Genomic DNA, 10,502 nt, shown 5'->3' with positions numbered 1-10,502 from the left:
TGTGTTCAGACGACGGCGGAGCCGGCCAGCAGTCCGGCGATCGCGCTCACGGCCTCGGGGTCCCGGAGCATGGTGTAGTGGTCGCCCGGGACGGCCACCTGTCGTACGGGATGTGCGCTGAGGCCGCTCCAGCCGAGGTCCCCGCTGTCGGGCAGCAGTGAGCGCTCCGGCTTGACGAGGGTGAGGGGGCGCTCGATGGGGCCCGGCTCGTACGGGGCGGTGCAGCGGTTGTTACGGGACAGGCCGCCCTGGTAGGCGGCGTACAGCTTGCGCAGTCCGGCGAGTTCGGTGCCCCGCGGCAGGAGCCCCTGGTCGACGGCGGCGTCGAGCACCTGGGGCAGTCCGTCCTCGGGTGCGGCGAGGGACGGGACGCTCACGGTGAAGGGGCTGCGGCGCTTCGCCCCGAGGTACATCGCGAACCAGTCGAGGAGCATCGAGGCGTCGAGCAGTTCGTCGGTGCGCTTGAAGGCGGGGACGGGGGCGATGCTGTCGAGCAGGACGAGGTCCCGCAGGACGGCGCCGCGCCCGGCCGCTTCGAGCCGGGTGGCGATCTCGTAGGCGACGACGCCGCCGAAGGACCATCCGACGAGCGAGAACGGCGCGGAGTCGGCGCCCGCAGCGGCGAGTTCGTCGAGGCAGCGGGTGGCCAGCGCCCCGACGGACACGACGGGTGCGCGGGGGTCGAGGGCCGCGGCGAGGAACTCGGGGACGTTGCCCAGGTCCAGCAGGTACAGGGCGGTGTCCTCGGGCAGCTGCCCGGCGAGCGCCTCCCACTCACCGGCCGCGAGCGCGCCCGGGTGGACGGCGCAGATCCGGTGTGCCGCGTCCCCGCCCGCGTCCCGCAGGGTGCGCAGTACGGGGCGGGGTGCGGACGGGTCAGGCCGCGGCGACATGGTTCGCGCTCTCCTCGGCTATGTGCTCGGAGAGCGCGGCTACGGTCGGGTGGTACCAGAGGGCGGTCGCCTCCAGTTCGAAGCCGAGCCACTTCTCCAGCTCGCCGGCGAGGATGAGGGCCTCGGTCGAGTCGAGGTCGAACTCGTCGAAGTAGCGTTCGACGTCGATCTCGGAGGGCTCGACCTCCAGGCGGACGGCCAGCTTCTCGACCAGCCAGGCCTGTGCTTCCTTAGCGGTGACAGTCTGCATGGGAGTACCTCGATTCACTTCTTGACGGCGTGGGGGCGGAGATCACGGGTGATGGACTCGGCGGCCTTCAGCCCTGAGACGAAGCCGGCCTCGTGGGACCCGATGAGGTCGTGGCCGATCTTCGGGGAGTGGAAGTACGAACCGGCGAGCTTGACGCGTCCGGTCTCGTTGACCGAGTAGATGGTGCGCTGCATGCTGCGCACGTCCAGGTCGATGATCGGGTGGGTGAACGGCAGCTCGCGGATGACGAGTTCGTCCCGGGGGACGATGGGCGAGTCGAGCGTGACGAAGTAGTCCTTGCTCGCGGTGAAGCCCTGGAGCGAGTTCATGTAGTACGCGACCCAGGTGCGGGTGCGCCCGTCCACGGTCTTGAGGCCGTAGTTCCAGCTCTGCCAGCGCTCGCGGTTGGGCGGCATGGCGGCCGGGTCCGTGTGCAGGACGGCGCTGGTGGAGCTGTAGCGGACCTTGCCGAGGATGTCGGCCTGGAGTGCGCTGGGCTGTTCGAGCATCGCGAGCGTCTGATCCGCGTGCGAGGCCAGGACCGCGTAGTCGTAGCGCTCCTCGCCGTCGGCCGTGCCGATGACCACGCCGTCGGCCTCCTCGCGGACCCGGGTGACCGGGCTGGAGGTGCGGACCTTGCCGTGGATCCCGGCGACGACCCTGCGTACGTACTCGATGCTGCCGCCGGCCACGGTCTTCCAGGCGACCGTGCGCCCGCCGAGGCCACCGGGGTCGTGGGACATGAAGAACGCGATGACGGTCGTGGCGGGCATCTCCCAGATGAGCTCGGCGGGGATCGACCAGACGGCGGTGGCGAGCAGTACGACGTAGCCGTACTTGAAGGCGTCGGAGTAGCCGCCCCTGCTCAGGTACTCACCGAGCGCCATGTCGGTGCGCTTGCGCAGGAAGTCGCGCGGCGCCTCGCGGTGGAAGCGCTCGGCGTCCCGCCACAGGGTGAGGAAGTCGGCCGGATAGCGCCGGGCTATCTCCTCCTCGGTCAGTTCGAACTCGGTCGTTCCGTAGTCGAGGCCACGGTCGAGGTCGAAGAAGTCGAATCCGCCGGTGTGGTCCAGGGCGGTGGCGCCGATCTCCTCGAAGAACGCGGTGATCTGCGGGTAGGTACGGGAGTTGAAGACCACGAAGGCGGTGTCGATGCCGATCGTCCGGCCGTCCTCCTCCTCGACCTCGACGGTCAGCGCGTGACCTCCGGGCCGGTCGTCCTTCTCGTACACGGTGACTTCGACGTCGTCCGGCAGGTGGTGGGCGGCGGACAGTCCGGATATGCCGGCACCGACGACAGCGACACGGGTGGTCATGGCAGGCAGCCCTTCGGCGTGAGCGGTACTCGTGGAACCGGTCGCGGCGGCGCGACGACGGCTGGGGCGCAGAGGAGTGAGACCTCTGGGGCGGAGAGTTCGCCTGTGCCCCGTTGCGGCGTTGACGGCCGGTGTGACGGCTGCGTCGCTGCGACGGCGGGGTGTGACGACGGCGGTGTGAACTGTGTCCGGCGACGGGGCCGGCATGGCCAGAAACGTAGGTCGGCCGCCGCACGGGGGTCAATCACCGGATCGGTGATGCCCGAACGCCCATCGGAAGATCCGATGGGCTGAAAGAACGGTGTCCGGATTCGAACGTCTCTGCGCTCGTAGCCGCTATTCGGCCAACTCCGCGCACCATCCGAAGTTCATCCTTCGTGACTGTCCGGATCGAGGCCAGGGTGGGCTCTTGTAGGAGGCAGGTAACCCTGCCCCCAGAGCCCTGTGTCATGTCGCAGTAGTAGAGGAGAGGCTTCCATGCCCACCATTCCCTGGATGCCAGGGGCAGCCGCCGACGAAGCGACCGCCGACTCCGGCCAAGCCGTGGTCATGGCGTCCAAGCTTCAGGTCAGCTCGCTGCTCCACGTCCCCCGCTTCTTCCTGCTGTCACTCGTGGTCTGGAAGCAGGTACGGTCGGCGCCCGGCGTCATCGGCGCCTCGCTGCGGGCCGAGCCGCTGAAGAAGACCTTCTGGACCCTGTCGGCGTGGAGCGACCAGGAGGCCCTGGACACGTTCTCGCGCTCGGACCCGCACAAGGGCATCGTCGGCCGGCTCCGCAAGGTGATGGCCCGTTCGGTGTTCGTCTTCTACCCGGCGGACCGCGAGAGCCTGCCCGCCGGCTGGGACGACGCGGTGAAGCGGCTGTCCGACAAGGAGGCGGGCCGATGAGCGCCGTCACGGGACAGGCCCCCGCCGACACGCCCCCGAAGCCGGTGATCCCGCGCGGCGGGCTGGTGCTGACCGCCGCCTGCCTCGGGCTGTTCATGTCGTTCATCGAGGTGACGGCGGCGATCTCGACCCTGCGCGCCCTGCAGGTGGACATGCACGTCGCCCCCGCCGACCTGAGCTGGGTGTCGAGCACCTACACCCTGGTCGTGGCCGCGTGTGTGCTCTCCGGCGGCGCACTGGGCGAACGCTTCGGCCGACGCCGTGTGTTCGTCATCGGGGTGGTCGCGCTCGCCGCCGGTTCCCTCGTCGTGGCGACCGCGAGCGGCTTCCCGCAGGTGCTCGTCGGCCGGGCGATCAGCGGGGTCGGCGGTGCGCTGGTGCTGCCGACGTCACTCGCCATCATCACCACGACGTTCTTCGTCGATCTGCCGCGCATGCTGCGCTACATCACCATCTGGGTGTCCATGTCCGGCGTCGGCCTCGCGGTGGGTCCACTGCTCGGCGGTGCGCTCCTGGACCGGTTCGACTGGCCCGCGGTGTATCTGGTGAACGCCCCGCTCGCGGTGGTGACCGTGGCCGTCACCCTTTACGCGGTCAAGGAGACGAAGGTCCCCGACCGCGCTCTCGACCTGCCGGGCCAGTTCCTGTCCGTCGTCGGCCTCGGCACGCTGGTGTACGGGATCGCGGTCGGCGGCCGCGAGGGCTACGGCGACCCGGTGGTGGTGGCCACCCTGGTGGTCGCGGTGGTCGCCCTGACCGCACTGGTCCTGGTCGAACGGCGGGCGCCGGTGCCCATGCTGGACGTACGCATGATGGCTTCGGTCCCGCTGTCCGCCACGCTGGTGGTGGCGGCGAGCGCGCTCTTCACCTTCGTCGGCGTGGTCTTCCTCGAAGTGCTGTTCCTGCAGAGGGTCCAGGGCACCGAGCCCATGGCCACCGGTCTCAAGCTGCTGCCCGCGATGGTCGCGTTCGTCCTGTCCACCCTGGTGGCGCAGCGGATCGCGGGCAAGGTCGGGCCCGCCCGGCTGCTCGCCGTGGGCTCACTGGTCACGGCCGCGGCCGCGATCGTCCTGGTCCGGCAGCAGCCCGACAGCGCGTACGGGATCACGGCTGTCGGCCTGGCGCTGCTCGGCCTGGGCAGCGGCCTCGTGGTCGCCCCGTCGACGGCTGCTGCCTTCGCCGTGGCGGAGCCGGCCCAGATGGGCGCGGCCTCCAACGCGGTGACCGCCTTCCGCCAGGTCGGCTCGGTGCTCGCCACCGCCGTCCTGGGCTCGGTGCTCGCCGTACGGTTCATCGGCGCGCTGCCGGACCGGCTCGACACCGCGCATGTGCCCCCGGAGGTCGCCACGCAGGTCGTGGCCGTGGCGCGAGAGGGCGGCAACAGCGCCGGCCGTTCCACGCCCGAGGTCACGGAGGCCGTCAGCGCCTCGTTCAACGTGGGCATCCACACCGGCCTGTGGGTGGTGGCCGGGGTGTCCGCGCTGGCCGCCGTGCTCGCCTTCGCGTTCATTTCCACCAAGAAGAAGGAAAGTTAGCATTTCGAATTCCTGATACGGGTTCAGGAATTCTGATAGCGCGCAGAGCACCTCCGGAAAAGTATGTACCCGGCGTCCGCGGAGTGGTGTCATTGAATCAACGCGGAGAACTCACCTCGCCGGTCCGGTAATTCGAGGGGAGTCAGGGAAAAACCCCCGCACGACTGACGAGGGGCCTGGGCGGTAAGCGTTCCGGCTGCGAGACGGACCCTGTCCCGCAGCCGGATGCGCCCCTCCGGATCAACGAGCACCTTTCGCCGCAACGCCCCACGGTGCGTCCAGGAAACAGACAAGGAGATTCCATCATGAAGGTCCGCCGCCGGGATCACCTGGTCTGCAGCTGGCATCCGGACGGGTTGCGCATGGGAATTCCCGGGGAACGTCGCTGGATCGAGATCACCCCCGATCTGCTCGACCTCCTTTCGAAAGCCGGCGAGGGGACCGACACGGACGAGCTGGCGAGGCGCTTCCCCGCCGAGGAGCACGACCGGGTCCGCAGCGCCGTGGGAACCCTCACGGAGCTGGGTGTGCTGGTGCCGTACGAGGACGCTCCTCCGCTGCGGGATCGCCGGGACACCGTCGCCGTGCGGTTCCCCGCCGAGGCCCGGGGCACCGGGCACCTGGCGCACTCCCCCGCCCGCATGGAGCTCGCGGAGGACCTCGTGGGCGAGGACGGCTCCCCCGGCGTCTTCAAGGAGTACCCCGGCAGACCGGTCGTGATGCTGCCGCGCCGGCCGCTGCGCCTGGCGGCACCGGTCGGGTCGGCCTTCACCACCCGGCGCAGCCACCGCAGATTCAGCGGCGCCCCGGTCTCGCTCGACCAGCTCGGCACCCTGCTCTTCCACAGCTTCGCCCCGCACCGCTCCCTCCACGGCGGCCCTTCCGGCACGCAGCGGGACAGAGCCGGCTCCCCGGCCGGCGGCCGCCACGAGGTCGAGGCGTACGTCGTGGCCTACGACGTCGAGGGGGTCCAGCCGGGCCTCTACCACTACTCGGCCGCCCGCCATGCCCTGGAGCTGCTCGGCACGGACGCCTCCCGCGAACGTGTGGCCGAGCTGACGTATCATCAGGAGCCGTCCTACGAAGGTGCGTTCACGGTCTTCACCACGGCTGTCGCGGACCGGCTGGCCTGGAAGTACCGCCACCCCCACGCCTATCGGCGGTGGATGCACGACGCCGACCACTACGGCCGGACCTTCGCCCTGACCGCCACCGCGCTGGGCCTCGGCCCCTTTCAGACGGTCGCCTTCGCCGACAGCGAGGTGGAACGGTTCCTCGGTGTCGACCCTGACGAGGAGTTCGCCGTGTACCTGCTCTCGGCGGGCATCCCGGAGCGCCCCGGCCCCCTGGCTCCCACCGGTTTCGCCTTCCCGCCGCTCCCGGAGGCGACGCCCGCGCCCTGGGCGGCCCCCGCGTGGCCGGCAGCGGGCTGATCCGGCTCCTCGGGTGCGGCGCCGCGCACCGTGCGACCTGCCCGCACCTCCGACCTGCCCGCACCTTCCATCCGCCGCGCACCCGGGAGGACCTGTCCATGCACCCCACCGTCGCCCGCCCTCCGGTCACCCGCCACGAACTGCTCACCGAACTGGTGAGCCAGGCCGTCGGCGACGACCGCTGGCTCACGGCCGCCGTCTCGCTCGACGCACTGGAGAACGACGGGGAACTGGCCCGCAGCGTCCTCCTGGAGGCCGCCGACCGCCTGGCCACGTCGGCGAAGACCGCCGATCCCGCCGACCTCCTCTGGGCCGTACGCAAGGCCGCGCTGAGGTCAGTGGCCCCGGCACCCGTTTCCGTACTCCCCGAGGACGGCACCGGGCCCCGCCGCCCCCTCGACGGCGCCGGGTACAGGGCCACGGAGCAGGACGACGGCGGGGCGCAGCCGACGCCGGGTCCGCGCCCCGCGCGGCCTAAGGCGGCACCCGCGCTCGACTCCTTGCGGCGCGGTCCGGAGCTCGATCTGGGCGCGCTGGTCGACGCTCTGGGCTTCCTGGAGGTCACCGAGACCCGGTGAACGGGCTCCCCCCGGAGCCCGTGCGCCGTACCGACGGGGCGGTGCCGGGCCGGCTCGTCGGGCATCCTCCCGACGGGCCGGCCCCGCCCCGCCCCGTCGGCGTCAGCCGCCGTCGCCGGCCGGTGCGGCGGCTCCCGCGCCGAGGGCTGCCGCGGACTCTCTGCGGCGCCGCTGCAGAGACAGGCGACGCCCGCCTCCTCCTGGATCTCCAGCAGCAGTTCGAGAACTGTGCGCCGGGTGGTCAGGTCCAGAGCGGAGACCTGTTCGTCGCAGATCACGAGCCGGGGACCCAGCGCCGGCGCGCGGGCGATGGCGACCCGTTGACGCTGGCCGCCGCTGGAAGGCGGTCGAAGGGCTCGACGACGTCACCGTCCTGCTGCTGCCGCGCCTGCCGTCCGTCGCGGCGGCCGCGTGGACGGGAAGGGCACCCCGCTGGGACGACCACCGCGTCCGGGTCGCCCGCCACGCGCGCCTCCGGCAGCAGCGCGGGCTCACCTACCTCGCCTCGACGGAGATCCCCTGGGACGAGTCGAGCTCGCACGGCGTGCGCCCTTGACGGTCGCCCCGCCGCGCCCTTCGTACTCCGCCCGGCCCGACACCTCAAGGTGCTTCTTCCGCCCCGCCGGCATCGAGTTCGGCAGCCCCGGCTTCCCAGCGCAGGCGCCGCTCGGTGACGGGCTGCTCCCACCACGGCGTGCCGCGTTCGCCGAGCGCCACCTTCGCCGCGTGCACCCGGCTTCGCGCCACCGCCTCGGCCGCCGTGTCCTCGTTCCGGCGCGCGGCGGCCACCGCACGCCGGGCCGCCATGAGGTGACGGCGCAGCCCGTCGGCGACCTTCTCGGGAATCTCCGGGTCCGTCGCCCGCCAACGGCGGCCGTTCACCACGATGTACCGGCCGTCGGGCGTCCGCTCCGGCTGCGCACGAGAGTTCATCCTGCTCATGCTGCCGCACACGAGGGCGGGCACCGCCCGGCCACCCGGGAGCGGCGCAGGTCGCTGCGCCACGCGGGCGACAGGGGTGGGGCTGCGTTTCGGCGGGAGACCGGGGCGGGCAGAGCGAGAGGCATGGGCAACTACGACAAGACGATCACAGTGTCGGTGCCGCCGGAGCGGCTCTTCTCCTACCTCGCCGACGTGCAGAACCTGCCCGCCTATATGCCGCGCTTGACTTCTGTCCGCCCGCACGGCGGTGACCAGGTCACCGTGACCGCCCACATCGACCCGCCCGGTGCCCCGGAGCAGGACGTCACCAGCGAGGCCTGGATCCACGTGATCGAGGACGGCAGGAGTCTCGAGTGGGGCGCGCCCGGCCCTCATGACTATCGCGGCCGCCTCCACGTCGTGCCGGGCGACGGTGCGGACACATCGAAGCTCACGGTCGAGCTCCACACCGAGAGCGCCGAGGGCCAACAGATCGACGACGGCCTCCAGGAAGCCCTGCACGGCATCAGGGACGCCGTCGAGGCCGCCGAACGCTGACGCGAAACGTGTGGCCTCCACACAGCCTCCCCCCTTCGGAGGGACAAAGCGGCAGGACTGTTTTCGGCGTCGGTGAACGGTTACCCGCCTTGTATGGACGAGACTTCTCGCATCGATGACCGCGGTCGTACCGGAGACGCTGCGCTCAGGGCGGTGCGCCGCATGCTGCCTTCGCCGCTCGGCCCCGGCCGCGTTCTCCGGGGCATGGACCGGCTGGAGCGAGCCTCCGCTCTCGACTCGGCGGTCGAGCTGGTGAGCAACCGCGTCCGGGCACTTCCCCTGGGCTCCTGGCGGGACGTGCTGCACGGTCGCTGGCTGGGTCACCCCGTCCACCCGGTTCTGGTGGAGGTGCCGATCGGCACCTGGTTCTCCGCAGCTGTGCTCGACTGCCTCCCCGGGCAGCGACGCGCGGCGGGTGTCCTGATCGGCGTGGGGATCGCGGCCGCCGCGCCGGCGGCCCTGACCGGCTGGGTCGACTGGGCGGAGCAGGGGCCTCGGCAGAAGCGCGTAGGGCTCGTCCACGCGGCTGTGAACGGCACGGCCGTGGCCTTGTACGGCGGGTCGCTGGTCGCTCGCCTGCGAGGGCGCTCCGGCTTGGGGAAAGCCCTCGGGCTCGCGGGACTGTCGGTGGTCGGTGTCGGCAGCGCGCTCGGCGGCCACTTGGCCTACCGGCAGGCGTCGGGGGCCAACCACGCCGAATCGGTCTCGAACACGGTGGGCGCCGGGTGGCACGAAGTCGGCGCCGTGTCCGACTTCGAGGTCGGCCGGCCGGTCCGGCGCCATGTCGGCGATGTGCCCGTCGTGGTCGTCCGCGAGAGCGGCGACGAGGTGCACGCCCTCGCCGATTCGTGCAGTCACATGGGAGGCCCGTTGTCCGAAGGCACCGTCAGCGACGGCTGCGTGCGGTGCCCTTGGCACGGCAGTCTCTTCCGACTGGCCGACGGCTGGAACGTGGGCGGGCCCGCAACCGCACCCCAGCCGGCCTTCGAGACGCGGGTTGTCGGCGCTCGCGTGGAAGTCCGGCTGATGAGCGGCATCTGAACCTCGCGGTCTGCACGGCTACCGGATCTGCACTCGCTCGGCCTGAGGTCCGCGCTGCCCCTGGACGACGTCGAAGCAGACGGATTGACCCGCCGCGAGCTCCGTGCACGTGCCTTCCATGATGGCGGAGAAGTGGACGATGATCTCCGGTCCACCCGCACTGGGAAGAATGTAGCCATAGCCTTTTTCACTACTGAATGCCTGCACTGTCCCGTTGAACACACTTGCCTCCGACGCAAGGAAAGGGGAAATCCCCTTCACATTAAGGCTCGTGGTCGGTGCAGTCGGGTAACACGCCCCGTCGACATGGCGACAGCGTCTCCCGAACCCGGAGCGGTGACCAGGCAAGTGGGCAGACGGGCGTCACCCCCGCAGGTGCATTGCGGCGGGGACCACTGCCCCTCGGTTAGGGATCACGCAGGAGAGGGGAGAGGGAAATGCGTAAATCACCATAGAGGGAGAAGTCATGGCAGTTTCCACCCCTGGCTACACCGTCCCCGGCCTCAGTCTCAAGGAGGGCAAGCAGCTCATCTCGCTCCTGAGCACGCGCCTGCACGCCCTCAACGATCTGGCGCTCACCCTCAAGCACATCCACTGGAACGTGGTGGGTCCTCACTTCATCGCCGTCCACGAAATGCTCGACCCCCAGACAGCCGCCGCGAGGGCCATGGCCGACGACACGGCGGAGCGCATCTCCGCGCTCGGCGGTGAACCGCAGGGCACCCCCGGCGCCCTGGTGGCGGGGCGTACCTGGGAGGACTACAGCATCGGCCGCGCCGACGCGCTCGCGCACCTCGGCGCCCTGGACCTCGTCTACACCGGAGTCATCAAGGATCACCGGGCGGCAGCATCCAAGGCCGCTTCGATCGATCCGGTCACCGAGGACCTGCTCATCGAGCATCTCCGTGCCCTGGAGAAGTTCCAGTGGTTCGTCCGGGCCCACCTGGAGAGCACCGGCGGCTCTCTCTCCACGGCCGGTTCCGCGACCGAGCGGCAGGCCGCCAAGGCCGCGTCCCCTGCCCGCAAGGCGGCCGCGAAGCGGCCGGCCGGCAGGGCCGGTAGGTCCAAGGCCTGAGGACGGACTCCCTG

12 protein-coding genes and 1 pseudogene are annotated in these 10,502 nt (G+C 71.0%); 7 read left to right on the top strand and 6 right to left on the bottom strand.

Translation table 11 applies throughout. The features are described 5' to 3' along the window. Nucleotides 1-5: 5 nt before the first annotated feature. From OG379_RS31520 to OG379_RS31510, 3 genes are read right to left on the bottom strand one after another with little or no spacing between them, the layout of a single operon-like run. The gene (locus OG379_RS31520) at nucleotides 6-893 is read right to left on the bottom strand and encodes an alpha/beta fold hydrolase (RefSeq protein WP_405666422.1); all 888 of its coding nucleotides are present in this window, start codon (nucleotides 891-893) and stop codon (nucleotides 6-8) included. Continuing rightward, nucleotides 877-1,143, bottom strand: a complete 267-nt coding sequence (locus OG379_RS31515) for an acyl carrier protein (RefSeq protein WP_104784310.1) — start codon at nucleotides 1,141-1,143, stop codon at nucleotides 877-879. Before OG379_RS31515 ends, OG379_RS31520 begins: the two co-directional genes overlap by 17 nt. A 14-nt stretch (nucleotides 1,144-1,157) precedes the next feature. Further along, nucleotides 1,158-2,459: an NAD(P)/FAD-dependent oxidoreductase gene (locus tag OG379_RS31510; protein WP_393765988.1), complete on the bottom strand. Its 1,302-nt coding sequence runs from the start codon at nucleotides 2,457-2,459 to the stop codon at nucleotides 1,158-1,160. Between the two features lie 477 nt (nucleotides 2,460-2,936). Between OG379_RS31510 and OG379_RS31505 the strand changes: the two genes are divergently transcribed. From OG379_RS31505 to OG379_RS31490, 4 genes are all read left to right on the top strand, one after another. Continuing rightward, the gene (locus OG379_RS31505) at nucleotides 2,937-3,347 is read left to right on the top strand and encodes a DUF3291 domain-containing protein (RefSeq protein ID WP_393765989.1); all 411 of its coding nucleotides are present in this window, start codon (nucleotides 2,937-2,939) and stop codon (nucleotides 3,345-3,347) included. Next, a complete protein-coding gene (locus OG379_RS31500; RefSeq protein WP_405666421.1) occupies nucleotides 3,344-4,882 on the top strand; it encodes an MFS transporter in 1,539 nt (512 codons plus the stop codon). Before OG379_RS31505 ends, OG379_RS31500 begins: the two co-directional genes overlap by 4 nt. Before the next feature lie 305 nt (nucleotides 4,883-5,187). Then, nucleotides 5,188-6,315, top strand: a complete 1,128-nt coding sequence (locus tag OG379_RS31495) for a SagB/ThcOx family dehydrogenase (RefSeq protein WP_405666419.1) — start codon at nucleotides 5,188-5,190, stop codon at nucleotides 6,313-6,315. Between the two features lie 98 nt (nucleotides 6,316-6,413). Next, entirely contained in the window at nucleotides 6,414-6,893 is a 480-nt protein-coding gene (locus OG379_RS31490; RefSeq protein WP_405666418.1) for a hypothetical protein, read from the top strand. 176 nt (nucleotides 6,894-7,069) lie between these two features. Here OG379_RS31490 and OG379_RS31485 read toward each other — a convergent pair. Next, nucleotides 7,070-7,231, bottom strand: a pseudogene (locus OG379_RS31485) (ATP-binding cassette domain-containing protein); the annotation flags it as partial. A 262-nt stretch (nucleotides 7,232-7,493) separates the two neighbouring features. Next, nucleotides 7,494-7,826 (bottom strand): hypothetical protein, encoded by a 333-nt coding sequence (locus tag OG379_RS31480; protein WP_405666417.1) that lies wholly within the window; start codon nucleotides 7,824-7,826, stop codon nucleotides 7,494-7,496. A gap of 132 nt (nucleotides 7,827-7,958) precedes the next feature. On the opposite strand from OG379_RS31480, the gene OG379_RS31475 reads away from it, so the two are divergent. Together OG379_RS31475 and OG379_RS31470 are read left to right on the top strand one after the other, a co-directional pair. Continuing rightward, nucleotides 7,959-8,372 (top strand): SRPBCC family protein, encoded by a 414-nt coding sequence (locus OG379_RS31475; RefSeq protein ID WP_405666415.1) that lies wholly within the window; start codon nucleotides 7,959-7,961, stop codon nucleotides 8,370-8,372. A gap of 162 nt (nucleotides 8,373-8,534) precedes the next feature. After that, nucleotides 8,535-9,413, top strand: a complete 879-nt coding sequence (locus tag OG379_RS31470) for a Rieske 2Fe-2S domain-containing protein (protein ID WP_405666413.1) — start codon at nucleotides 8,535-8,537, stop codon at nucleotides 9,411-9,413. Nucleotides 9,414-9,431: 18 nt separating this feature from the next. Here OG379_RS31470 and OG379_RS31465 read toward each other — a convergent pair whose 3' ends face one another. Continuing rightward, a complete protein-coding gene (locus OG379_RS31465; protein ID WP_393763039.1) occupies nucleotides 9,432-9,620 on the bottom strand; it encodes a cold-shock protein in 189 nt (62 codons plus the stop codon). Between the two features lie 259 nt (nucleotides 9,621-9,879). Here OG379_RS31465 and OG379_RS31460 point away from each other — a divergent pair, with 259 nt between their 5' ends. Further along, complete coding sequence (locus tag OG379_RS31460) at nucleotides 9,880-10,488, top strand: Dps family protein (RefSeq protein ID WP_393763019.1); 609 nt, start codon at nucleotides 9,880-9,882, stop codon at nucleotides 10,486-10,488. Nucleotides 10,489-10,502: the final 14 nt, after the last annotated feature.

Origin of the sequence: Streptomyces sp. NBC_01166 (assembly GCF_045039765.1) — a bacterium.
Classification (GTDB): domain Bacteria; phylum Actinomycetota; class Actinomycetes; order Streptomycetales; family Streptomycetaceae; genus Streptomyces.
The sequence above is the reverse complement of the archived record's forward strand: the minus strand, read 5'-3'. Positions and strand labels throughout refer to the sequence as shown.